Raw genomic sequence first — 24,309 nt, forward strand, 5'->3', positions numbered from 1 at the left:
TCTATGTCTACAGAAAAAAAAAGTATTTGTTTTGTCGTATCAAGTGCTTTAACTGCTCGCGTTTTCTTGAGGAATCATATAAATAATCTTTCAGGCACCTATAGTGTTCATCTTGTCGGAAATTTTTCAGAATCGGATAAAACAGAGCTTGACAAGCTTTTACTTGAAGACTATAAATGTATTGCTATAGTCCGTCAAATAAGCCTTTGGCACGATATTCGGTCTGTCGTAGAACTTTATCGATATTTTCGAAAGCATAAATTCGATATTGTTCATTCCGTAACACCCAAAGCAGGTTTGATTACTGCCCTCGCAGCAAAGCTGGCAAGTATCAGGTATCGGATACATATTTTTACAGGACAAGTATGGTTAACACGTAATGGGATTATGCGATCTATCTTGCGTGGTTGTGATAAACTGATCAATTGTCTCTCAACACATCTACTGGTAGACAGTGTTGGCCAGCTGAATTTTTTGATTAGTGAAAAAATTATTTCTCCCTCCAAATCAAGCGTACTAGGAAATGGATCTATTAATGGTGTGGATATTAATCGGTTTTTACCTGATTCATTAAGCAGAAGTAATGTTCGAAAAGAATTAAAGGTTGACGAAAAAAGGCTAGTTTTTTTGTTTCTTGGCAGGTTGAACCGCGATAAGGGAATTATGGACCTTGTGAAAGCTTTCAAGTGTGTGCAGAATGACTATCCTTACATTTTTTTGCTGATTGTCGGAATTGATGAGGAAGATTTACGAGGCGAAATCATTCAACAATTACCTCAACATACCTATGCGTTTATTGCAGAAACCACTCAGCCTCAGTTATATTATCAAGCTGCTGATATATTCTGTCTGCCAAGTTACAGAGAAGGTTTCGGTACGAGTGTGATAGAAGCATCTGCCTGTGGATTGCCCGTAATCTGCAGTAATATTTACGGGTTAGAAAGTACAATAATAGAAAATGAAACCGGCTTAAAGCATACTGCCGGCGATGTAATAGCATTACAAGATTGTATGATAAAAATGATAACCGACCCGCAATTTCGTATCGGAGCCGGAGAAAATGGGCGGAAGTATACGGCCCATTTTTTCCAAGATAGGATTGTCATGGATGCTTGGAAAAAATTCTATGACCAGCTGGTTGTGTAAACAAATCAGACAGCTTTAGACTTTAAATGGTAAACCAGTAGCCCTACCATTTCATGTATATAGATATTCCAAGTGGACAGTGTTTCTATATTGGGAAGTAAGTCGGTTAACTTGAATTTATTATAACTGACTATGTAATCGCATGAATACGGTACTACAGGTATTCCTTTTTCTTTGAATAGCATTAGTGACCGTCTCATATGAAATGCAGAAGTGATGAGTAGGTAAGGCGGTTTTAGATTCCGTTCTTTTAATAATTGTCCGCAGAAGATCATATTTTCATATGTGTTGCGTGCCCTGTTTTCTTTTAGCACGGCACTATCAGGAATATTTATTTCATGCAAAATTGCAGCGACATAATCAGCCTCTTTGAAAAGCGTGTCTTTCCCGATATTGCTGTTCCCGCCTGAAACCAACAGGTGATCAACATATTTTAAGTTGTATAGACGAACACCCTGTATAAATCTATCACTGAAAGAACTGAAAAAACCATTTCCATTCCTGTCATTACCTATATATCCCCCCAGAATAATCGCGCAGGAATAGTGAGTAGGTATGATTTTAGTCGTTTTTATATCCCACGATCTTCCTACAAACTGAAGTACTATGGGGCAAGAAAAGAAGTAAGAAAGGAATATAAACAGATATAGATAAACTTTTTTTTTAAGAGAATTACGATTTAATAAAGCGAAAACAAGCACTCCGATTAGCCAGACAAAAGGAGACAGAAAATAGCTTGATAATTTCGATAGTAAAAACAACATATTATATATTTTATAAAATGTATATCACAAAAAACTATTTATGATTTAAGAATAAATGTAATATATTTGGATATTCAAATAGTTTTGAGTTATTATCATTTTAGTTGTACACCTTTATTGCTGTTGGTATACTTTGTAAGAGATTTCTATAAAAATCTCAAATGTGCGAATTGGAACCATAGCTTATACTTTGATCCATTTAGATATTACACTATTGGAGCGATAGCTGTTGTATTATTTCATTAATATAATATTTGCCATTACTATTTGAGTTCACTTATTTTATTGAGATATCTGTTTTCTTTGAATTTCTTGCAATCTATACTATCTTTATTTATTGTCTTGTGTAAAGATTCAACTACAACTGTTAATTGATTTAATACAAATTGTGGATTATGTTTAAAAAAATAAACATTGTTCCCCGCTGGATTATTTTTTTGATCGATCTCAGCATATGCTGTTTTGCCTTGGTATTTGCTTACCTGATCAGGGTGAATTTGACCATTGAAGCTATTAATCTGAAGGACCTGAGTGGGAATTTGCTGATACTGGTACTGATCAATTCCATTGTCTTTATCAATTTTAGGACCTATGCCGGTATTATCCGGTATACGGGCGTGCAGGATGCTTTGCGCATCTGTTATGCCATTACTATGACCACCTGTGTGCTTTTTTTTATCAGCCTAGTTGCTGCCAATTCGGGAGGGGCATTGGTTTTTTCGAACGTGACCCTGATCATTTATGCCCTGTTCAGTTTTTTATTCCTGATCGCTTACCGGGTATTGGTGAAATATGCGTTCAGTTACCTGCGTAACTATAAAATGGACAGGAAAAATGTGATCATCTATGGGGCTGGGGAAGCTGGTTTTGCCACTAAACGAGTGCTGGAACATGATACTACCACGAACGTAAACATTGTAGCATTTGTAGATGATGATACCCGTAAAGTGGGTAAAGTAGTAGACGGTATTCGAATTCACCATACACATGACTTAGTATTGCTTTCCCAAGCACAGAAAATAGATGAGATCATTATTGCAGCTTTTAATCTTCCTCCAGCGAAAAAAAATGACTTGGTGGATTTTTGTCTTGACCATAATATTAAAGTTCTGAATGTTCCGCCGCTGGACAAATGGATTAATGGCCAGTTCTCAGCCCGCCAGTTACAAGTGATTAAAATTGAGAACCTGCTTGAACGCGACCCCATACGCATCAACAACGAGGAAATTGCCAGCCAGATCAGCAACAAACGTATACTGGTTACGGGAGCAGCGGGTTCAATAGGCAGTGAAATTGTTCGGCAGTTATTAAAATTCAATCCTCAGACCATCATTCTTTGCGATCAGGCTGAAACGCCCCTGCACCAGCTGGAACTGGAACTGCAGGATATGAAAACCACCACCAACTGTGTATCCTTCCTAGGAGATGTCCGGAATGATAAACGCATGGAAGAGTTGTTCAGCCTGTTTGAACCGCATTATGTATACCATGCTGCGGCTTACAAACATGTTCCCATGATGGAACTCTGCCCAACAGAAGCTATCCTGACCAATGTACTGGGCACCAAGATCATTGCCGACCTGAGCGTAAAACACCAGGTACAGCGTTTTGTTATGGTGTCCACTGATAAAGCGGTCAACCCCACCAATGTCATGGGGGCTTCCAAACGCCTGGCTGAAGCTTATGTGCAGCAACTGCATTATAAACTGAGTCATCCGGAAGCAGCCAACAACGGTTATGCCCAACAAAACTCTGTGACCAAATTCATCACCACCCGTTTTGGCAACGTACTGGGATCTAATGGTTCGGTGATCATCCGTTTTAAAGAACAGATAGAAAAAGGAGGACCGGTCACGGTGACCCATCCCAATATCACCCGTTTTTTTATGACCATTCCCGAAGCCTGTCAACTAGTTTTGGAAGCTGGTTCCATGGGTAAGGGTGGTGAGATCTTTGTATTTGACATGGGTAAACCGGTAGCCATCGTAGAACTGGCCAAAAAAATGATCCGTCTGTATGGTCTGGTACCGGGCATCGATATTGAGATCAAATATTCCGGATTACGTCCCGGTGAAAAATTATACGAAGAGCTCTTAACAGATTCTGAAAATACCCTGCCCACTTACCACGAAAAGATCATGATCGCCAAAGTGAGACATCAGCTCACTGATCTGCAAGTACATTTTGAAGAACTGATCCACCTGGCCAAACAAAAACAGGGAGCTATGAATATGGTAGCTAAAATGAAGGAGCTGGTTCCTGAGTTTGTGAGTAATAATTCTGTTTTTGAGAGTTTGGATAAGAAGGAAGGGGTTGGGAGTGTGGTCTCTATTTCGAAAGTGAGTTAAGAGGTGCGCATTAGCGAGTTGACGCATTAGCGCATTAGCTTTTAACGCTTGCCAAAGGCAAGCGGATTAGCGTATTAAACATTCACTCAATTCCTCATTCTCTCATTTTTTGACTTGCCTTAGGCTTGCTGTTTATATTGGTATTTGAATTAAGGATTAGCAGCGCATTACTTTGGGATTTCCGTCATTTCGAAGCCGTGATAGCAGGTAAGAAATCTTCCGACTTGAACCGTTCGTTCAATTCGAAGTACTTAAGGAGGGCTTGCCTTCTGTGATTAAAACCTTTACTTTCTTCAATAAGGCTTGCTAATCGATTTTATTCTGTAGTTTGCTTTAACAGCATCCGGAAGTTGCTGAGGGACTAATTCTGATCTGACAACTACTTACCTATAAGATTTCTTGCCGCTCAAGCGGCTTCGAAATGACGGGTGCATCAAGGGGCAATGAGTGAATGTTTTAATCCAGTTAGGACAAATTAAGCTTTCAATCACAAATTAACCAATCACTCCCTAAATCAGCCAACCTGCCTGCCGGCAGGCAGGTGCGTCACCCCCCCAATGCGCCGAATATAAACTTGCGATTAACTAACTTTCCAATTACCCCTAAGTTAACCAAAGACTACAAACCACAAACCAAAGACCTCCTCATGCATAAACTGCTTTTCATCTTACTCTCACTTTCCCTTTCAACCTCCCTTTCCGCCCAAAGCATCCTGATCGGATCTGTGGAAGACCGGGAATTACGAGAGAAACAATTGCTGGGGCTGTATGATTCTTCGGTGTCTTTTACGGTGCGGCCCTTGTACCAAAACCGCAAGGCAGATTGGAAAAAACCACAACTGACAATGTTACCCCTGTCACTTACGCAGCAATACAATACACACCATCCCTATGGCTGGAACGATGGGGCCATGATCGCTTCTAAAGGTTACCAAGTGATGTTGAGCGCTGGCGTGCATGCACAGTATGGTGCGTTGGAGGTTCAGGTAAAACCGGAGATGGTCTATGCCGTGAATCCATCCTTTTCTGCGAATACGGCATATGGGAGTAAAATGGGGGGAGGGTACCAGAAAATATTTCCGGGGCAGTCCTGGGTGAAAGCTTCAGCAGGACCTGTGTCTGTGGGACTGTCTACCCAGAATCTTTGGTGGGGCCCCGGTACCAGGAGTTCCTTGCTGATGAGTAACCAGGCGCCTGGGTTTACCCATGTTTTCCTGGCCAGCAGGCGTCCTTTACAAACCGGTATCGGCAACTTTGAATGGCAGGTATTGGGTGGCTGGTTACAGTCGAATAACAAACTGGCCATGGAGAATGCCAACTTGAATGCATTGCCTCAAAATGCTGACACAAGATACCTGAATGGCCTGGTAATCTCTTACAACCCTAAATGGGTTCCTGGTTTATTTCTTGGTTTTACTAGGGCGGTGCAAACCTATACATCCAATGAACATGCTCCACAATCCGGTTTCTTTACAAAGTACCTGCCGGTATTGGCCCTGGCGTTTCAGAAAAAAAATGTAGCGGATGAAGACCGGGTTTACCGGGATCAACTGGCTTCTTTTTTCCTGCGATGGATGTTTCCCAAAGCCCATTCAGAGGTCTATGTGGAATACGGGTTCAATGATTATGGGCTGAATACCCGTGATTACCTGATGAGCCCTACGCATTCGGCTGCTTATGTCGCTGGATTCAAAAAACTGATACTCCAAACCCGTGGCCGTTGGATCGATCTGGGATTTGAAATTACCCAAATGAGCCAGTCGCCGGACTGGATCGTCCGGGATGCGGGAAATTGGTATGTACATGGCCAGATCAGGGAAGGGTACACACATCAGAATCAAATATTAGGTGCGGGGGCCGGTTTTGGGACCAATGTCATGAGCCTGCATGCGACCTGGGTGAATGGAGATAAACGATTGGGTTTTTTATTGGAGAGACTGGATCGGGATCCTCAGTCGCACAGCGACAAATGGATCGACCTGGGTTTGGGTGTATTACCGCAATGGCGATACCGGAATATGCTACTGTCTGGCATAGTGGAACTGGTAAAGACCAAAAACTATTCGTGGAAAGCCGGGCACAATGTGTTGCAGGTGCATAGTCGTATATCTGTACAGTATTATTTTACAAAATGACAATACAATTGCCAGGTTTGAAAAGATTTTACAGGTTAATAGGCCTGTTGGGGTGCTGGGCGGGGATAGCGCACATATCCCTGGCGCAAAGCGTATCCAACGATGTGTTACGGGAACTGACCCGGAATCAGCAATTGATGGGACATAACGCGTTTGACAGTTTGTATTCCACTGTCAACGGGAATCAGTTATTGTTGTCGGAGGTGGATTCCCTATTGGGCCAGCGGCCCCTGTTGGGGAAAGATATCAGGCAGCAAAAACGCTTTTTTTCCCTACAGGCTTTGCCGGTTTCAGTAACGCAGTTATACAATACGGCCTTACCCCATGGCTGGAACCTGGGAGCCATGATCCCTGCTAAAGGTTACCAGGTATCGGCATCGGCAGGGGTATACGCAAGGTTGGGGAAACGTTTTACCCTTCAATTGAACCCGCAGGTGGTGTATGCGCAGAACCCGTATTTTGACCAGTTTCCACAACAACTGGGTGCGGCCAACTGGGCGGCTTATTATCGCTTTTTGAACACATCCGATCTACCTGTGCGGTTCGGTGACCAAGCCTATACTAAGTTATTGGCTGGCCAGTCCAGTATCCGGTATCATTTCAAGTCCTTTTCGGCGGGGATCTCTACAGAAAATATGTGGTGGGGGCCCGGGTGGAAGAACGCCTTGATCATGAGTACGAATGCTCCGGGTTTTCTGCATCTTACCTTCAATACCACCAGGCCGGTGCGGACCAGGATCGGGAGTTTTGAGGGACAGGTGATCGCAGGTAAACTGGATGAGTCAGGTATCTTACCTCCGAGGATCTATAGTTCTTATAATGGAGCGTTCCTGTACCAGCCCAAGAATCCGGAATGGCGCTATATCAGCGCAATGGTGTTGACCTGGCAGCCCAAATGGACCCCCAACCTGTACCTGGGTATTGCCAAAGCCTCTTACCTGTACCATTCCGATATCAGCAATCCCCTGGATGTATTGCCCTTGCAGGGATTTTTTGGCAGGGTGAGAACGCAGGCGGAGCGATTGGGTAAGAAATCATCCCTGGGTTCTTTGTTCGTACGGTATGTGATGCCCGGTGATCATGCGGAATTATATATGGAATATGGCAGGAAAGATCTTTCCCTGATGCCCTGGAATATCATTCAGACCGATGCCTACCGGAGGGCCTATGTGGCGGGTATCCGGAAATTATTTCCTACCCGTAACCAGGCCCATATACAGCTGGCAGTGGAACTAACACAGCTTCAGGCCCCCACGGCGGAACTGATCAGGGACCCCGACAGTTGGTATACGGATCGTTTTGTGCGCCAGGGTTATACCCATATGGGAAAAACGATCGGAGCGGGTATTGGTCCCGGAAGTAATAGCCAGACGCTGGCGATCGCCTGGGTAAAAGGCGCTAAAAAGATCGGGCTCCAGTTTGAGCGCCTGCGGCATAACAGTGATTTCTATTATTATGCATTCGAAAAAATTGGTGATTTTCGCCGACATTGGGTCGATCTTTCCACCACGGCACAGGTATCCTGGAGCTGGAAACGGGTTTGGTTGAATGCCCAGTTGGCAGTGGTGAGGTCGTATAATTACCAGTGGCTGATCGTACAAGTGGATCCCACGAACTATTTTATTCCGGGGAATGAATTTTTGAATATCCAGGGAAATCTATCGGTGACCTACCGGCTGTAAGGGGGCCTTTGCCATCAGGAAAAAAAAGCTGATCCATACGGGTCAGCTTTTCTTTTTCCTGAGAACCAGTACGGCCAGGGCCATGGCGATGATGGCAGCGAAAGCGCCAGCGGTTGCGGCAACCCATCCATGCAGGGCATTATCCGGTAAGGGAACTTCCGGCTCATCTACCACCTGAACAGTGGGTGTTTCCTGGATCATGGCAGTTTTACTGATCTCCAGGTTCTTTACGATCTCGGCATAGATGGTGGATTGCATGAATTTATCCCGGGTAGAGATCTCTGCCGACACTTCGGGAGAGGCATAGGCAGGATTGGCATCCAGTAATAAGCGGGTGGCATCTGCTGCGGAATAGGTCTTCCTGTTCAGGGATGCCGCCAGGCTGTCGGCCTTTGCCTGTAACCGGAGTACATTGTTTTTAAGCCGCCTGGTCTTGGTATCGATATAAAAATCAGTGGTAACGGAAAGCAGTCTCTGGCAAAACAGGAGGCTCAGCGTTTCGTCGCGCATACTCGCAGTGAGTTCAAAGAAGCCAAGTTTCCGGTCGGGTTTTGAAATGGAAAGGTCTTCCTTGAGGATCTTTGTAATGACGGTTTGTAACAAACTATCCTCTGTTCTGTTCAGGGGCTTCTGCTGGTTGAAGTTCACCCATCTGCCTACTTTTTGTTTCTTTTCCCATTTCCGCTTCAGGCCATAGATCTCTGCATACGCATCTGCCAGGTTCTTACCGGTACTGTCGTAGGGGGTTAACAGGGTCTTGCGGATGAGAGAATGACTTTTTAAGAGTTGCAATACATTATCGCCGGCCAGGATGCCATTGCTTCCGGACATACTTCCAATATCGAACCCGAATTGACCGGCCAATGCAGATACCAGGTTACCCCCGCCCATTTTGGATTCTTCCACCACAAAACTGATCCGGGCCGTATATTTTACGGGTTTGATCCAGAGATACCCCAAACCGAGAAGGCCACCGGCCAGGGCTGCCATGACCAGGTAACGCCAGTGGCTGAGTACATACCGCAGGGCATCCTGTACAATGGCCCATTGATGTTTCAGGGAAAAGGGGGCGTCTTCCGGAAGATCTTGATAGGTGGTAGGCTCGGACATGAAAATAAGTTAGGTGATTTATTTCTTCAGAAGGCTAACCATACTTACGATGGCCGTAAGGATACCGGTTAGTGCCGATAATTCAAAAATAGACAGTCCTTTTTTCTCGCCTGGATTTTTTTCCGGGACAAAGATCCTGCTGCCAGGAAACACTTTAGGGTATTTCCGGAAAAACAGGAAATGATGCACTTGTTTGTTTACGCCATTGCTATACTGGATATACGCTTTGCGGAGATTGGCTTTATCTGTGGTGCCGCCGGCATCGGATATATACGAAAGGAATCTTCTGGAGTCATACCGGAAGATCTGCTGGTTGAACACTTCGCCCTTTACTTCCACGAATGATTCGTTACGGGGAATGAAGATGCTGTCGCCGGGTAACAACAGGAACCTGTCAGCTTCATTGCCGGTATTATCCAGCATGGTGGCGGCTACCCTGAGTTTGTTCCTGTATACCTGTGTATTGGCAAAAGAGCCATTGGGCGTAACGCCGCCGGCACGTTTGATGAGTTCCTGTACGCTTTCATCACGTCTTTCCAGCGGATAGTCGCCGGAATACAATACTTCCCCCCTGATCTTGATATTGCCCAGGTTCCGGTAATTCAATAACCGGGGTACAAAGATCTGGTCCTCTGGCTGCAGCAGGGTCTTGCCGGTGAGGCCGGCATCCACTTCCACCGATATCATATCGATGAGTTTATTGGCCAAAGTGTCTGACTTGTTTTTTTCGAGTCGGGATATCTCCACCTTATGTGTGGCGGCATCATTGTTGAAACCTCCTGCCAGGAGGATGACATCTTCCAGCGACATGCCTTGTTTGAATTGAAAACTGCCGGGCATTCTTACCGAACCTCCGATGGTGATCTTAGCCACTTCTTCCAGCTCGTTCCTGGAAAAGATCCGTACCGAATCCTCTTTGACCAGTGTGATATCAGGTGCGGCACCCGACAGGATCTGGGTGATGTCAAAAGAGATCAGTTCTCTTTCATAACTCCCCGGTTTTCTGCGAGACAGGTACCCACGATGGCTGAACGCATCATCCAGCAACCCATCTGCTTTGCGGATCAGTCCCGATACACTCAGGCCGGATACCAGCTCATATTCTCCGGGCCGTTTAACGGCGCCATTCAGTATAACACGGTTCGTGAATAGGAACGGGATCTTTTCAATATACACCGAGTCCGCATTGCGGGGGATAAAATAACTGAAGTCAGCTGCCGCGATATCACGCAGTTTCCGTTCTTTTTCTCCCAGCTGTACCACTTTCACGGATTGTTGATAGGCGGTATCGCCCAATCCGCCCGCATAGCGGATCAGATCGGCCAAAGTTTCTTTTTCCATCAACTCGTAAATAGCGGGACGTTTCACTTCGCCGCTGATAGAGACCCTTTTCTGGTATACGGGGAAACGGATGATATCCTGGTTCTCTAGTTTCGTATTCTTTGAAAACAGCCCTTTTTGCAGGAATTCATAGAAATCGATGGTTTCGATCAATTGATTGTTCCGGATCAGTTCAATCTTTCTGAGCGAACCGGTGGGGGTGGGGCCACCAGACAGGTAGAGTACATTGAAGAAACCTGCCAGGGCAGATACGGTATACGTGCCCGGCTTTTCCGCTTCGCCGGCAATGGTGATGCTGATGGTCTTTACATTATCGATGGTCACCAATAATTGGGTCTGTCCGGTTGCCAGTGCCGGGTAGGCCAGTTTCATTTTGGATTTGATCTTCTGCGTAGCCTGATCCAGTGTAAGACCGGAAAGGTTCACAATACCCGCATAAGGGATCTGGTAGTTGCCCTCGCGGGAGATCTTGGCAGAAACAGTGGTTTCGTTGACACCGGTAAGTGACACCGTGAGCAGGTCTCCAGGGCCCAGGATATAATTTTTCGGAGGTGCCTGGTTGAAATTGGGTTCGAAACTGATCTCAGGATTACTGAAAAAATCCAGTCCATAGTAGGGAGACCGTTTCCGGATCTGCGGTACCGCAATGACCCAGGAACTGTCTTGCAGGAAATCGGTCGTGTCTTTAATGAGGGATTGGCTGCCAAAATTGGATTTTGACCGGCTCTGCAGTTGTACGAGCCGTTTTTTAAAACTGTTGACGTCTGCTGCCGGCAAGCCTTTTTTGACCAGCTGTTTGATGGCTTCATTTTCAGACATCCCCGATTTCTGTGTCTGCTGCCAAAGTTGGAGGATCTGCTGATCGGACAACTGGGTGGCTTTGAGCGTACCACCGGACTGCTGTGCCTGGGTAAAATGGGCAGTTCCTACCAGCAGGCAGGACAGGAAAAACGTACATATCAGTTTGCCGGGTTGACGATTCATCATATTCAGAAATTACTCAAATATCGTGATTATATGGTACCTGTGAGCAGAAAACGGCATTTTGGGCCGTTATAGGCCATACCGGATCCCCAAATACAAGCTTCTGTCGGTGATGGTGGCCGGAGCAGCGGGATACCTGTTATGGGTATACGTATAATACCCCGTCAGGTACAGGTTGTTATACCATTCGTAGGAGCACTGGAAAAGCCATTCCTGTTGTTTCACTTGCAGATCGAACAGGAATGCCGGTTGTGGTTGCTGGAAATACTGCTGGTCGATGGTGCCGGGCCCTCCTTTTCGCAGATATTGGTAACGTAAGGCCATTTTTAATCTGGGCAGGGGGGTATATTTCAGGGAGGCGATAAAACGGTCGGCATTATTGCCCATCCAGTCGCCTAGTGAATACTGGTGGCTGGTATAGTCCTGGGCAGGTATCAGGTTTCGGTATACGAACGGATTGATGCGGGTATATTCCAGCCCCGCCGTCAGGTACGGAATGCCCAGGTCTGTAACAGATGCACCAACGGTATATCCTAACTGGTTACGGCTTTTGGCACGGTCGAAAACGGAACCTAACCTGATCTCATCAATGAACAGCGTTCCGTACAGATGGGTGTTGCGTAGATTGTTGCGGGAGCTGATCTGGGCAAAGATCTGCCCATTGGACCCGTTATTGATACGGTTATTGCTGATCAGGTTGTCGTATATCTTAAAGAAGGAAACAGGGATGAGGTAACCGATATTCAGCTCGTCGCTATACACCACCGACTCCCCGATGGCCAGATCGACCCCCTTGGTTAGTCCAATACGAAGGCTATGTTGCGCCATGAATTTTCTGACGAACAGTTCCCTTACACCGCCATAGGCCGTATATCCTGTGCGGTAGGTCCTGGCAGAATCCAGGATACCGGATTGTAACCAGGCATGCGTGTAATGAAAACTAAGCCAGGGCAATGGTTGATAGTCCAGCCGGATATAGGGATAAGCCGGTGCTTTGGCGGATAGAACGATGTGTCCGTTTTCGCCATATCCCCAGGTCAGGCGATCCTGTCCCAGGCTGATGGATCCGTTGTTCCAGCTATAGGAGATACCGCCCCTGAGTTCGCTGAAATTGTGGCTTTTTCCGTTACTGGCAATTTTGGTAACGATACCGGGTTCCGCCGTGAATTTTCGGAGGGTATCTATGCCAGTTCCTTTTTCGTTGACATCGTTATAGGAAAGAAAGAAGCCCCAATGTTTGTTGCCATAACCATACAGGTTGAATCCGGAACTGTACCGGGTAACCTGTTTGCCACTGCCGCTGAGGGTAGCGGCGCTTAAGACAGGGTCTACCCGCAGGAGAAAAGAACCCGATGACACGGATATGGAACGCCAGCGATGATAGGGGTCCTTCGAAAACAGGCTCTTTTTTTCAACAGAATCATTTTGACGAAAGAATTGTTGATCGGTCAGGTCCCTTTGATAAAAGCGCAGTTCTTTGATCTCGATCTCAGAGAGCTGGTTGGACCGGCTATCCAGTGAATCCAGGCAGGCGGCCAGGTAGACGCGGCTGAGCGGTCGGATATTGTCATCAAAACGGATCAATCCTTTCTGGGCCATTCTGTACAGAAAATGATAGACTTCACTATTCGGATTTTCCCAAACTACCTGAGACACCAGGGGGGTAGTAAACAGGATGAAAACCAGTGTAGATAGAAGTAAGTTTTTTTTTAGCATGGGATGGGATTAGTCTTTGGTCTTTAGTCTTTAGTCTTTAGTCTTTGGGAAGAACATTCAATTGATAGCATTATTATTTAACTTCATCATTCTTTGTTCATCTGTTCAATATTCCCCTGGTCTTTAGTGGATTCGCAGGTAGCTCCTGCTACTCACGGCTCACGGCTCACAGCTCACAGCTGACGCCTCACAGCTCACGCCTCACAGCTGACGCCTCACAGCTCACGCCTCACAGCTGACGCCTCACAGCTGACGCCTCACAGCTCACGCCTCACAGCTGACGCCTCACAGCTCACGGCTCACGCCTCACCACTTCCCGCTTAATACGCATTCTGATCCCCCCTGATCATGTTAATCATGGTTTGCAGGATGATCTGACAATCCAGCCAGAAGGTCCAGCGATGGATATAATACAGGTCAAAATTCACCCTTTGCTGCATGTCGCTGGGTGATTTTGTCTCCCCCCTGCTGCCATTGACCTGTGCCCAGCCGGTGATACCGGGTTTCACCACATGCCTCAGCATATAATTATCAATGGTGTGCATGGATTCAAGGTTCAAGGGGGTGGGGTGTGGACGAGGTCCAACCACCGACATATTGCCCACCAGCACATTCCAGAACTGGGGTAATTCATCCAGGTTGGTTCTGCGGAGAAAAGCCCCTACTTTAGTGACCCGGTGATCGTTCCTGGTTGCCTGCTGATAGGCGCCGTTCTCATCAACATCCCTGCTGCTGATGACCATGGTCCTGAACTTGTAACAAATGATCTTCTCATTATTCAGTCCCCATCTTTCCTGCTTGAAGAAAGCGGGTCCTTTTGAGGTGAGTTTGATGCAGATGGCGATCAATGGCAGCAGCAGGATCCCGATGGTTGAAAAAAAACAAAGTGCGAACAGAAAGTCGAAGGCACGCTTCAGTATCTTGAACTCGGTTCTGTCGAGGGGCAGCGGCCGTACATTGATAACAGAAAGCAGGCCGATATTATTTACCTGAGTCGTTGCTGAAGTATACTGCTGAAAATCCGGAATGATACGGGCTTTGATGCGATAATAATCACAGACCTCCACACAATCCCTGATCTGGTCGTTCTGAGAGGCGGGTAACGCGATCACTACCTCATCCACAGGCTGTTCTTTTAAGACAACCGAGAGGTCCTTTATTTTGCCACGATATAAGCAGCCATTCATTTTTTGGGTATGGTTGTCGAGGAAGCCAATGCATTTATAGCCGTAATAATAATACCGATTCACCGTTTCATAGAACTCAAAGGCAGAGGGAGTAGCGCCAACGATCAGCATATTATCGAGCAGCTTACCCTGGTAAATGGCAGAGTGAAGGTATTTTCTGATGATATATTTAGTGAGGGTAAGGCATACAAAGAGCAAAAGCAATAAGATACCAAAGAAATGATTGCTGTGCTCGAGATTGAGGGGTTCTCTTAAAAAGAAGAAGACCGAACTCAGTGTGATGGCATACACCAACAGCGTGTAGATGATAAAAATGATCTCTTCGGAATATTTATTTGACCGGCGGTCTGCATATAACCTGGAGAAGGAGGAACATAAGTACCAGACCACCAACGCGATACAACATTGAATCAGGAACCTGCCGTCCTGTACCAAATTTTCTCCCAAAGAAAGCAGGGAGGCAAGGATAAAACAGATAACCACGATCGGTGCATCGATCATATAACGTATCCCGGTATAGTTATTCTGTTTATGTAACATATGTTTTCGGTCGATTCTGTTTATTACTGACCAAGACAAAAATTCAGCCAGTTTTGATGCCTCAGTATTGGGGGGAAGGCTGCTAAAATACAGAATAATTCACTCCGGGATAAATGGATTAACTTTTATTATAAAGTGTTAACATCTTTGGTTTAAGGCTTATAGTTGATGCGATGCCCTGTCTTCTGTTCGGATGAAGGATCAGTTTTTTGTTAAAAAGGAAAGTGGTTTTTTTGAATGATGGGGGTATCACCTTCTGGTTGTTGTTTACTGTTGCCGGTTTTGTTCGATTACATTCACTTGGGCCGGTGAAAACAGGCCGTTTCGATGGCCTATTGCGACCATTTTTGTTTGATCAGGGCGGGCAGAAAGGCTGGGGCTTCCACCAGGTACCTTCTGAATAATCTGCGAGGTTCTTTATATAAACGGTACAGCCATTCCAGTCCGTTTTTCTGCATGAATACCGGGGCGCGGCTGATATTACCAGCCATGACATCCAGCGCCCCGCCAATTCCAATGGCGATCTTTGTCTGGAGTTGTTCAAAATGCTCGTAGATCCAGAGGTCCTGTTTGGGGGCCGTTAAACTGACCCACAGGATATCAGGCTTTGCTGCTGCGATCAGGGAAAGCATCTTTTGATTTTCTTCTTCAGAGAAAACGGTGGCATAGGGGGGGCTATAACTGCCTGTGATCCGGATACCCGGATATTTGTCTTCCAGTTGGGAACGCAGTTTTTGTAAGGTGGACGCTGCGCCTCCGAGAAAAAACATGGAGTAATTCTTTTTATGGCAGGTCTCTGTAAAAGCGGGCAAAAGGTCCAGGCCCGTGACCCTGCCCTTCAATACACCATTGCCAAGGAAGCGGGAGGCCCAGATAAGGGGTACGCCGTCGCATAGGGTAAGGTCTGCACTGTTATACACCTGCTGCAAATACCTGTTTTTTTCGGCCCATACCAGGCAATTGATAGGGGTAACGCAGATCCTTTTCTTTTCTTGCCGATCGATCCAGTCAGAAAAATAAGCAATGGTCTCCTCCAGGTCTATATTGCTGATACCTGTACCAATGATATTTATTTTTGAAGTGATCGTTTCATTCATAATACGAAAAGAGTATGGCTTGGATTATGTAAAGGTAAGTCAGAGTGTATTGTATATCTCCTCAATGGCTTCCAGATGTTTGACTTCTGTATAATTTTGTTGAAAATGGTCATGGGCGGCCATTGACATATGCAGTAACTGCTGCTCTGTTGATCGCTCAAATGATGTCAGTACGGCATTCAGACTTTCTGCATTGCCTGCTTCATAGAAGTGGCCGGTTTCGCCTTCTTGTATCATTTGTTCCGTGGTTGCAGACCTGCCTGCAATAATGATGGCACCGGTACTTTGGGCTTCAATAATGGTCATGGGCTGACCTTCCTGCCAGATTGAAGGAAATACAAAGGCCTTGCATTGGCTGAACCATGACATGAGTTCTGACCTTTCCACTGCGGGATAATAACTGATATTATCATCGGTTTGTGTTAGGATCCAATCACGCAGTGGTCCGCTACCCACCAGTCGCAGGGGTCTTTTCGTCTGCTTGAATGCTTTGATCAGGTGTTGGATACCCTTCTCTTCACTCATTCTGCCTGCAAACAGATAAAAGTCCTTGCGATCTTGTATCGGGCTGACCGGGTGATTTGACAGATCAGGGATATAATTCGCTTTGAGACGTATTTTTTCTTCGGGTATGCCCAGCAACAACAAAGAGTCATACATCAGCCTGTTGATAGTGAGGAAACGATCTACTTTCCGATTCCATGTTCGCATATTCCGGTGGAACATTTGCGATGCAGCAAGTGCCCTGGAATACAGGGCTGAACCTTTGAAACATTTTCGCTGTATGCCATCACGAAAGCTCATTTTGTTCAGACAGTTGGTACAGGTGGTACCGTTGTAGAAAAAAAGACCATTCAAACAGAACAAACGGTAATTGTGCAGGGTGTAGACTGTTTTGGCGCCAGCCATTTTTGCTGCCCAGAAAACGGACGGTGAAGCATTGTAATAGAAATTGTGTACATGCACGATGTCTATTTTGTATTTTCTGACCCTTCTGTAAACAGCGAGAAAGGAAGAGAGATTGAAGAACAATCTCAACGGCGTGGTTACAACGGACGATACGGATGGTTTTACCTGCTGGTTATGTAAAAACAGCGATCTGACAACATAACCCTGCTTACTAAGTGTGTTGATTTCCTGCTCCACAACATTGTCCTCACCTCCGCGTTGCAAATACCTGTTGTGTACAATGAGGATTGATTTTTTCATGTCAGGAGCAGGATGTTGTGATAAGAGGTTTAGCGATCATGCCGGAGCTCTTCTTCTATCAGCAGGTTGAGAACTTCCATAAAATCCTTGTTATAATTCCAATGCAGGGTTTCTTTGGTTGCCCTGTTATCGCCATAAAGGTCCATGATCTCTGAGGGTCTGTACAGGTTGGGGTCGATCAGGATCCTATCTTTGTCAATTTTCAAATAATCAAATACATGTTCTATGATCTGCCTGAGCGATACGGATCTGCCTGAGCAAACAATATAATCAGCAGCCTTGTGATGATGCATGGCCAGATACATGGCTTCTACATAGTCGGGGGCATAGCCAAAATCTCTTTTGATGTCGATGTTTCCCACCCTCAGCTCTTTCTGAACCCCTTTTTTTATCTGTATGGACTGTGTGATCACTTTTTTGACAAAGAAATTGGTCGTTCTCAGAAAGGATTCATGATTGAAAAGGATACCATTGATAGCGAAAAGTCCGTACGCATCTCTGTAGTTGCTGGTCAGCATGTATCCTGAAGCTTTGGAAACAGCATAGGGGCTTACCGGATTCAGGTGGGTATCAACCGACACCGGTAACTGGGTGACGGAGCCAAACATTTCGCTGCTGGATGCCTGGTAAAAACGGATATCAGGGTTGCAGAGGCGAATGGCTTCCAGCAGGTTCAATACGCTCTCAATATTGTATTTGATGGTACTGATCGGTTGCTCAAAAGACAGTTTCACGGAACTCTGGGCCGCAAGATTATAGATATGCGTGGGATTGTATTTCTTCAGCAAATGAATGATGCCTACGATGTCATATAGGTCACATTCCGTGATCTCGATCTCTTTGTCGATGCCAAGATATTCCAGGTTTCTGAAATTCGCGGTTGTATAACTCCTTGTTATGCCTACAACCTTATACCCATTTTGTAAAAGCAGCTTACTGAGGTAAGAGCCGTCCTGGCCTGTGATACCTGTGATCAGCGCTGTTTTTGACATGGTTTGTTTTTTAGATCCGTCAGCTACAAATATACAGTGTAGCCAGTTACCTGATGATCCAAAGTTAGCAAATGATCCGGTAAGGGGGGCTAAATAGGGTTAGCGCTGTTCTACGATATTCCGGAACTCCTTTTTCAATGCTGTGACAGCTTTTTCCCATGAAAAATTCAGTAGTCTTTCTTTCCCTTTGGTGATCAGCAGGTCAGCTGTCTCGGGGTTGCTGATCACCTGTTGCATTTTGCTGCAGATGTCTTCCACGTCATAGGGGTCAAAGGTTAATACCGCATCTCCTCCCACTTCGGGGAGACTGGTATTATTGGCTACCAATACGGGAATATTTGCTTTGAAAGCTTCCAGCACAGGGATCCCAAACCCTTCATTAACGGAAGGGAACACATACAAGCTGGCGTGTTGATACACCATATCCACTTCTGCATCCGGCAGATAGCCGGTACATATTATTTTGTGACCCCAGCCGGAATGCGCAATGGCTTGCTGTACCTGTACGGAATCATCAGAAAATATTTTTCCATTGCCCTGTCCTACCAAAACGAGATAGAGATCATCGCCTGTTCTTTCCAACAGAAGTGCGAATGCTTTGATCAGCGCCGGCAGGTTCTTTCGTTTCTCCATTACCCCCACATGCAGTACATATTTTTTGTGGATAAAGGACTGCACATGTTCCGGGATTACAGTGAGTGCTTTCTTTTCGGAAATGGTTTTGGGGGCAAGGGGTATCACTGCCATTTTATTCCTGTCGATCCCTGTGAGTTCTGCAATTCTGCCTTTGGCATATTCAGTTGTTGTCATGATCACACTGCAGCGTTTTGCAGCCGGCATGGCCAGCTTATGAAACAATTGTAACCATAACTTATTGTAATGCTCGGGGTATTCAAAAAAAAATGCATCATGAAATACCTCTACGGTCTTAAAGTTCAAATGCAGGTAGGGAACAAAGTAGTCGACGCAGAATACGATATCACATTTTTTATACCAGGCTTTTAGCGGAAGAACGCATTGTTTCCAAAAATGATACCGAATATGCTCAATCATGAGTTTCCATTTGACCTTGCCTGTATATACGGGTAGAACAGAGTCTATGAAAATAAACGAAAAGTCTTCGTTGGTAGAAGCGGCAAATTGCTTGCACAACTCTTCGGTAACTGTCTTTTGGCCTGTTTTGGCAATACGAAGGTCTCTGATATCAATGCCTACACGGATAGGTTTCTGAAATTGAGCCATCGTATTGTAATGATATTTTTAGAAAACGATGAGATGATACATCGGTCTGAACTTGCAATATAATAACAAATCAGTTTTGTTTCGATGAGGAATAGATAAGTTCTTGGGAATGCCTGGCTGTATTGGGTCCTGGGATGATCGCTTTTAGGCGATGGCATTGGAACCAAACTTTCTTCTTAAAGCAACAAAAGGTTGCTCCACATAATGATAGGAGAGGAGGGCACAGGCAATGGTTAAGGGCCAGAATAAGCTTTGCCATTGCCAGGAATGTTCCGCAAAAAAATGGTTGGCCAGTTTGGAAATGCCCCAGTGGAATAGGTACAGCGAGTAGCTGATCTTTCCGATAAAAATCAGGATGTTCGATTCAATGATCCTTCGTATACCCTGATAGGCAGGTAGGTGTAAGGCGGGTACCAGTAATGCCAGGCCTATTCCCTGAAAGCTAAAGAGTAATGTTTGCCGGAACAGTTCCTGTCGGATGGCCACTGATAAAAAGAGGAGAAGTATTCCTGCGAAAAAAACAATTCTTCTTGAAATGAATGAGATAAAAAAGGAGGAGCTCTTACCAAAGAGCCATATTGCCGACAAGCAACCCCATAAAATGGAATCCATTCTTGTGTGAGAGGAAAAATAGATCCGACCGGCCACTGCTGAAACATCACCCGGATTACTGAAATACAACCCGTATCTGAATACCAGTGCCATAATACTCAAAATGAGTAATAAGATGGTAAAAGCAGAAAATGCTTTAGGGTTGGAACTGGAAAGAAAGAGGGAAAAAAGGAAGGGAAAGAAAAAGTAGAAATGTTCTTCTACGGACAATGACCATATGATGTCTAAAAGGCGCAAGCAATCAGGCACAACGGGCCTGATCCAGCCTACATAATAATTGGTGAAATAAAATAGTGCAGACGCTATATCCTTTCCTGGAACAGGGCATTGGATGATGCTGCCCAACAACAGGCTTACCAGGATCATGGTGAGCAATGCGGGATATAACCTGAAAAACCGACGCAGATAGAACTTGCCGATAGCGATCTTGCCCTTTTTCTCGATTTCGAGCAGCAATAATTTGGTAATCAGGAACCCGCTGATAAAGAAGAAAAAAGTGACCCCGAATTTTCCGGGTATCACCTTGCCCAGACCTGCGTGCGACAATATAACAATCAGGATAGCCATTCCCCTGCAGCCATCTATATAGGACATGTGCTCATCCTTATTGGATATCATGTTCGGTTTATTTTTCATGTTGCAGTGGTAAAGGATGTTTGAATAGGGGTGGGGTCTTGATCAGATTGGCAACGATCCCGGTAAGCAGCCAACTGAAATACGATAGGTACATATAAGACTCTGTATTGGCAGTCAGCAACGGTATTATGATCCCAATTTTGATCAGTAGGAGTGCCAGGGCTGGTTTACGCGACTTACCTGTGGTGTGCCGGAACACCTGGATACAGGTTCTGATCGTATAGATATAGATCGCGATGTATAGCAGCACCGCTACCAGCCCTGCCTGAACGCCGATAATGATCAACTGGTTCTCACCGCCCACGTTAGAATCATTGGCGCTGGAAACGCGTCCTGACATACCGATACCCATTCCCAGGGGATGCGTTTGAATGGCATTCAATCCATCGAGCCACTGCATTACGTGAAATGCACTGGATGAGTCGCTGAAGTCTATGGTGTTCATTACCCAGTCATACAGATCTCCCTGCAACCAGAGCCCTCCGGCTATAATAGCAGCTATGATGCCATAATGGAAAATTTTCAACACCGTTTTGTTTTCAGTGAGAAATGCATAGATGTAAATGATAAAGAAATAACTGACAAATGCAGCCCTGGACAGTGCCATGAAAATGGCATAAAGAGAGAAGGCCAGGGTAGCAATGATCAGGTTGCTTGGCTGGAAACGATTTTTATCGTTGGTGCTCAAGGCAATGGCTACGGATACGGTACAGACCGTATTGACCCCCAATTCAAGGGGCCCCCCGTAAAAACTGGCAAACCTTTTCAGACCATTCGATGTTTCAAATGTCCAGCTGAGTCCGAAATTTCCGCCGGGTTCCTGTTTGAAAAATTGCCTGTTAAACTCGGCATATCCTGTATAGAGTTGCAAGTGTTCGTATCTTATCGCTTCTATAATGAGTACACAGCCTGCAAGGATGGCCACTATACAGATATAGGAAAAATAGGTGTTGAAATTGATCTTACTGACGTCCAGTAACCGGCCGGTGAAGTATACGAAGGGAAAAAAGGAGAGACTTTTGAATGCCAGTAACCGATCTGTAAAAGAAAAGTCGCCCAGGGGAAGAAGTGTATAGATCAGGGTATAGGTAAAATAGGCAATGATCAGCCAGTCAAGTGTATGGAGATGTATGGGTTGTTTTCTGTGATAGATAAGAACGCCAAGGCTGATGAGGATAATGATTTCCTTAAAGCTCTGCAACAAGGGGATGAAAGCCCCCATTCCATTGATGTAAGCGATGGAGAGGGCTGTAAAATAGATGGGTAGTCCCAGGATAATGAACAGAAAGGCCCTTCCAATATTTCCCTTGAGAATACCGGCCAATGAAATGACAAATGCCAATGCGTATATGACAAATAATAGGATCATTTTTTTTCAGGAACTATACAGTAAATCTGGCCTGACACTGTTTTATGGGTACTTCGTGATAGTACTTGGGTATACTGTTTGGCATGTTCAATACTTGATCGGAATGATGCGTGCATGTTATGCTTCTTTAATACTGAAATGATCTGGTAGGTAAGTCAGTGATACCTGCCGTACGTTTAAGTCGGGGGTAGATCCCGTTGGTTCCTTTAGATACAGGCTATTGTATATCTTATCTATAGTCAATAGCGCCTGAGATCCCATCCTTAACAGCATTGATCACTGCATTCATTTTGCGGAATCGGAACCGTACAGTGAAATACCCCAACACTAGTGTAATGTAAATAAAATTTGCAAAAAATGTGGGCAGGGCAAATTGCCATTTGCTATATTTTTTTAGGATCCATATCCTGTTTCGTTGATTTAAATAATGCACCTGTGGGTTCACAAAACCATCTTTTCCTTTTGTCTTTCGTTTATTCGACATTCCGGCAATATGAAAGATCAGGGAATCGGCAACATAGATAAGTTGATAACCATGCTTGCGGATACGGAAGGATAGATCCACGTCTTCACTATACATGAACATGTTTTCTGCCAGTAATCCAACCTGTTTCAATATGGTGTTCTTTACCAAAAAAGCACACCCGGTGATCCAATCGACCTCTTGGTTGATCAAATGTTCTTTTTGCGGTGCTCTGTTTTCTCCTCTTGTATAAGTAAAGCCCCAAAACTGATTGAAATAGGAACCGCCATTCCATAACAACTGCCTGTTATGATCAAAATGTATGCGGGGTTGAACGGCACCGATCGTTTCGGAGCTTTCTATGATATTCATGAGCTTACTGAGAAAATCGGGCTCAACGATCGTATCGTTGTTGAGCATCATCGAGTAATCGAAATTATTTTCAAGTGAGTACCTGAAGCCTGTATTATTGCCGCCTGTGAAGCCGGTGTTTGTATCAGAAAGGATCGTTATGATATCGGGATGCGCTCTCTGGATCTTCATCCCAGATCCATCTGCGGATCCGTTATCAACGAAAATGATGGTGTAATTCGGGTAATCGATCTTTTTTAGTGAAAGGATACAATCATTGCTCACCTCATAGCTGTTCCAGTTGACCAGTATGATGGCAACGCTTGGTCTTGTTTTTTGTTCGGATACTCGATTCATCAGCTGCGGTAACCCTGGTATTGTGACAATAATTCTTTATCAGACAGCAGATAACCTTCCTGTTTTTCGCCGCAGAAATAATACCCGCAGGCAGCATCCAGTGTTCCCCTGGTGTGGTTGGTGAGATAGTCAAAGTATTTGATCCAGAACACAAGGAAGCAGGAAATATAACTAAGCACTTTATCGATCTTTTTATTAGGCGCAAAACTGAGTATGAAATACCTCAGCGCCCAGGCAAGCGAAGAACCTGCGCCTGCAACCACGCCGCTTTTGATCTCTGTAAAATGCCTGAACAACCTGCGATGACCCAGGTGTGTAAACCTGTGAAAGTCATATTTACCACCGTGTACCTGTTGCATGAATGGTGTTTCGGCATATACCAGGCCACCTGGTTTCAATACCCGGTGAATTTCGCCCACACAAATAAATGGGTCAAGTACATGTTCCAGCACAGCTTGCGCGATGACCAGGTCAAAAGAATTATCGCGGAATGGAATATAATGGGAGTCGAAAATGATACTTGTGTTCGGTCCGTGGGCAACGTCTGACTCTATCAGTACCGTATGGGTCGGTAATTTTTCCTTCAGGGTTTTGATTCCGTTGCCATCAAAACTCCCGCCGATAATAAGTATGCGTAGTTGTTCTTTGGTGGCTAGTCTTTTGGCAATATCGGTGTAATTGATCTTACTGGTATAGTTAAGTGTAATATCCGGCCGTATCTTTTTAAGAAACCGGATGACCGGGTTCTTGTATTGTTTAAAGAAAATATCAGGTGGTTCCTTAATAGCAAAATCAGACTGCGTGAAAGACTCATTGCTTTGAGGGATCATAACGGGTATGTCAAAGAAAACGGGGTAGCTACTGCCGCAGCTGCTCTGATTGCTGCAGGTATACAGGTTGTTGCTGAAAGTTAATGCAGACCGGCATTGGGGGCAGATCAGCAAGTCTTGATATGATGAATGATCCATTGATTTCTGTGTTTATCCGGGCTGTGGCCTACAGGTGCGTATTATGTATACTTCAATACTA

General features: G+C 45.1%; 17 protein-coding genes. 4 read left to right on the plus strand and 13 right to left on the minus strand.

Annotated elements, in window-relative coordinates; genetic code table 11:
* Positions 1 to 3 precede the first annotated feature (3 nt).
* A complete protein-coding gene (locus ACH3Y6_RS13910; RefSeq protein ID WP_490836228.1) occupies positions 4 to 1,146 on the plus strand; it encodes a glycosyltransferase in 1,143 nt (380 codons plus the stop codon).
* A gap of 5 nt (positions 1,147 to 1,151) precedes the next feature.
* Here ACH3Y6_RS13910 and ACH3Y6_RS13915 read toward each other — a convergent pair whose 3' ends face one another.
* The gene (locus tag ACH3Y6_RS13915; protein WP_490836229.1) at positions 1,152 to 1,910 is read right to left on the minus strand and encodes a YdcF family protein; all 759 of its coding nucleotides are present in this window, start codon (positions 1,908 to 1,910) and stop codon (positions 1,152 to 1,154) included.
* A 395-nt stretch (positions 1,911 to 2,305) separates the two neighbouring features.
* Between ACH3Y6_RS13915 and ACH3Y6_RS13920 the strand changes: the two genes are divergently transcribed.
* From ACH3Y6_RS13920 to ACH3Y6_RS13930, 3 genes are all read left to right on the plus strand, one after another.
* Complete coding sequence (locus tag ACH3Y6_RS13920) at positions 2,306 to 4,258, plus strand: polysaccharide biosynthesis protein (RefSeq protein ID WP_490836230.1); 1,953 nt, start codon at positions 2,306 to 2,308, stop codon at positions 4,256 to 4,258.
* A 646-nt stretch (positions 4,259 to 4,904) separates the two neighbouring features.
* Positions 4,905 to 6,392, plus strand: a complete 1,488-nt coding sequence (locus tag ACH3Y6_RS13925; protein ID WP_490836231.1) for a capsule assembly Wzi family protein — start codon at positions 4,905 to 4,907, stop codon at positions 6,390 to 6,392.
* 17 nt (positions 6,393 to 6,409) lie between these two features.
* A complete protein-coding gene (locus ACH3Y6_RS13930; RefSeq protein WP_490836232.1) occupies positions 6,410 to 8,074 on the plus strand; it encodes a capsule assembly Wzi family protein in 1,665 nt (554 codons plus the stop codon).
* A 42-nt stretch (positions 8,075 to 8,116) separates the two neighbouring features.
* Here ACH3Y6_RS13930 and ACH3Y6_RS13935 read toward each other — a convergent pair whose 3' ends face one another.
* The 12 genes from ACH3Y6_RS13935 to ACH3Y6_RS13990 form a co-directional block, all read right to left on the minus strand.
* Positions 8,117 to 9,184, minus strand: coding sequence for a hypothetical protein (locus ACH3Y6_RS13935; protein ID WP_490836233.1), 1,068 nt, complete (start codon positions 9,182 to 9,184; stop codon positions 8,117 to 8,119).
* An 18-nt stretch (positions 9,185 to 9,202) separates the two neighbouring features.
* Positions 9,203 to 11,512, minus strand: coding sequence for an SLBB domain-containing protein (locus ACH3Y6_RS13940; protein WP_490836234.1), 2,310 nt, complete (start codon positions 11,510 to 11,512; stop codon positions 9,203 to 9,205).
* Positions 11,513 to 11,578: 66 nt separating this feature from the next.
* Positions 11,579 to 13,225 carry a capsule assembly Wzi family protein gene (locus ACH3Y6_RS13945; protein ID WP_490836235.1) on the minus strand — a complete coding sequence of 549 codons (1,647 nt, stop codon included), beginning with the start codon at positions 13,223 to 13,225 and terminating at the stop codon, positions 11,579 to 11,581.
* Positions 13,226 to 13,545: 320 nt separating this feature from the next.
* Positions 13,546 to 14,952, minus strand: coding sequence for an undecaprenyl-phosphate glucose phosphotransferase (locus tag ACH3Y6_RS13950; RefSeq protein ID WP_490836236.1), 1,407 nt, complete (start codon positions 14,950 to 14,952; stop codon positions 13,546 to 13,548).
* Positions 14,953 to 15,284: 332 nt separating this feature from the next.
* Positions 15,285 to 16,049 (minus strand): WecB/TagA/CpsF family glycosyltransferase, encoded by a 765-nt coding sequence (locus tag ACH3Y6_RS13955; RefSeq protein ID WP_490836237.1) that lies wholly within the window; start codon positions 16,047 to 16,049, stop codon positions 15,285 to 15,287.
* A gap of 39 nt (positions 16,050 to 16,088) precedes the next feature.
* Complete coding sequence (locus tag ACH3Y6_RS13960) at positions 16,089 to 17,258, minus strand: glycosyltransferase family 4 protein (RefSeq protein WP_490836238.1); 1,170 nt, start codon at positions 17,256 to 17,258, stop codon at positions 16,089 to 16,091.
* A 29-nt stretch (positions 17,259 to 17,287) separates the two neighbouring features.
* Complete coding sequence (locus tag ACH3Y6_RS13965) at positions 17,288 to 18,250, minus strand: GDP-mannose 4,6-dehydratase (protein ID WP_490836239.1); 963 nt, start codon at positions 18,248 to 18,250, stop codon at positions 17,288 to 17,290.
* A gap of 99 nt (positions 18,251 to 18,349) precedes the next feature.
* Entirely contained in the window at positions 18,350 to 19,492 is a 1,143-nt protein-coding gene (locus tag ACH3Y6_RS13970; RefSeq protein ID WP_490836240.1) for a glycosyltransferase family 4 protein, read from the minus strand.
* Positions 19,493 to 19,636: 144 nt separating this feature from the next.
* Positions 19,637 to 20,740: an acyltransferase family protein gene (locus tag ACH3Y6_RS13975; protein WP_490836241.1), complete on the minus strand. Its 1,104-nt coding sequence runs from the start codon at positions 20,738 to 20,740 to the stop codon at positions 19,637 to 19,639.
* Positions 20,730 to 22,109 carry an O-antigen ligase family protein gene (locus ACH3Y6_RS13980; RefSeq protein ID WP_490836242.1) on the minus strand — a complete coding sequence of 460 codons (1,380 nt, stop codon included), beginning with the start codon at positions 22,107 to 22,109 and terminating at the stop codon, positions 20,730 to 20,732. The genes ACH3Y6_RS13975 and ACH3Y6_RS13980 overlap by 11 nt, the downstream gene beginning before the upstream one ends.
* A 229-nt stretch (positions 22,110 to 22,338) precedes the next feature.
* Positions 22,339 to 23,280, minus strand: coding sequence for a glycosyltransferase family 2 protein (locus ACH3Y6_RS13985; RefSeq protein WP_490836243.1), 942 nt, complete (start codon positions 23,278 to 23,280; stop codon positions 22,339 to 22,341).
* Positions 23,280 to 24,110: a class I SAM-dependent methyltransferase gene (locus ACH3Y6_RS13990; protein ID WP_490836244.1), complete on the minus strand. Its 831-nt coding sequence runs from the start codon at positions 24,108 to 24,110 to the stop codon at positions 23,280 to 23,282. The genes ACH3Y6_RS13985 and ACH3Y6_RS13990 overlap by 1 nt, the downstream gene beginning before the upstream one ends.
* Positions 24,111 to 24,309 lie beyond the last annotated feature (199 nt).

The organism is Sediminibacterium sp. FW305-C-269, assembly GCF_058231045.1.

Excerpts from the sequence above, each read along its gene's own strand:
- ACH3Y6_RS13910 (WP_490836228.1), top strand. The coding sequence starts at position 4 with ATGTCTACAGAAAAAAAAAGTATTTGTTTTGTCGTATCAAGTGCTTTA.
- ACH3Y6_RS13915 (WP_490836229.1), bottom strand. The coding sequence starts at position 1,910 with ATGTTGTTTTTACTATCGAAATTATCAAGCTATTTTCTGTCTCCTTTT.
- ACH3Y6_RS13920 (WP_490836230.1), top strand. The coding sequence starts at position 2,306 with ATGTTTAAAAAAATAAACATTGTTCCCCGCTGGATTATTTTTTTGATC.
- ACH3Y6_RS13925 (WP_490836231.1), top strand. The coding sequence starts at position 4,905 with ATGCATAAACTGCTTTTCATCTTACTCTCACTTTCCCTTTCAACCTCC.
- ACH3Y6_RS13935 (WP_490836233.1), bottom strand. The coding sequence starts at position 9,184 with ATGTCCGAGCCTACCACCTATCAAGATCTTCCGGAAGACGCCCCCTTT.
- ACH3Y6_RS13940 (WP_490836234.1), bottom strand. The coding sequence starts at position 11,512 with ATGATGAATCGTCAACCCGGCAAACTGATATGTACGTTTTTCCTGTCC.
- ACH3Y6_RS13945 (WP_490836235.1), bottom strand. The coding sequence starts at position 13,225 with ATGCTAAAAAAAAACTTACTTCTATCTACACTGGTTTTCATCCTGTTT.
- ACH3Y6_RS13950 (WP_490836236.1), bottom strand. The coding sequence starts at position 14,952 with ATGTTACATAAACAGAATAACTATACCGGGATACGTTATATGATCGAT.
- ACH3Y6_RS13955 (WP_490836237.1), bottom strand. The coding sequence starts at position 16,049 with ATGAATGAAACGATCACTTCAAAAATAAATATCATTGGTACAGGTATC.
- ACH3Y6_RS13960 (WP_490836238.1), bottom strand. The coding sequence starts at position 17,258 with ATGAAAAAATCAATCCTCATTGTACACAACAGGTATTTGCAACGCGGA.
- ACH3Y6_RS13965 (WP_490836239.1), bottom strand. The coding sequence starts at position 18,250 with ATGTCAAAAACAGCGCTGATCACAGGTATCACAGGCCAGGACGGCTCT.
- ACH3Y6_RS13970 (WP_490836240.1), bottom strand. The coding sequence starts at position 19,492 with ATGGCTCAATTTCAGAAACCTATCCGTGTAGGCATTGATATCAGAGAC.
- ACH3Y6_RS13975 (WP_490836241.1), bottom strand. The coding sequence starts at position 20,740 with ATGAAAAATAAACCGAACATGATATCCAATAAGGATGAGCACATGTCC.
- ACH3Y6_RS13980 (WP_490836242.1), bottom strand. The coding sequence starts at position 22,109 with ATGATCCTATTATTTGTCATATACGCATTGGCATTTGTCATTTCATTG.
- ACH3Y6_RS13985 (WP_490836243.1), bottom strand. The coding sequence starts at position 23,280 with ATGAATCGAGTATCCGAACAAAAAACAAGACCAAGCGTTGCCATCATA.
- ACH3Y6_RS13990 (WP_490836244.1), bottom strand. The coding sequence starts at position 24,110 with ATGATCCCTCAAAGCAATGAGTCTTTCACGCAGTCTGATTTTGCTATT.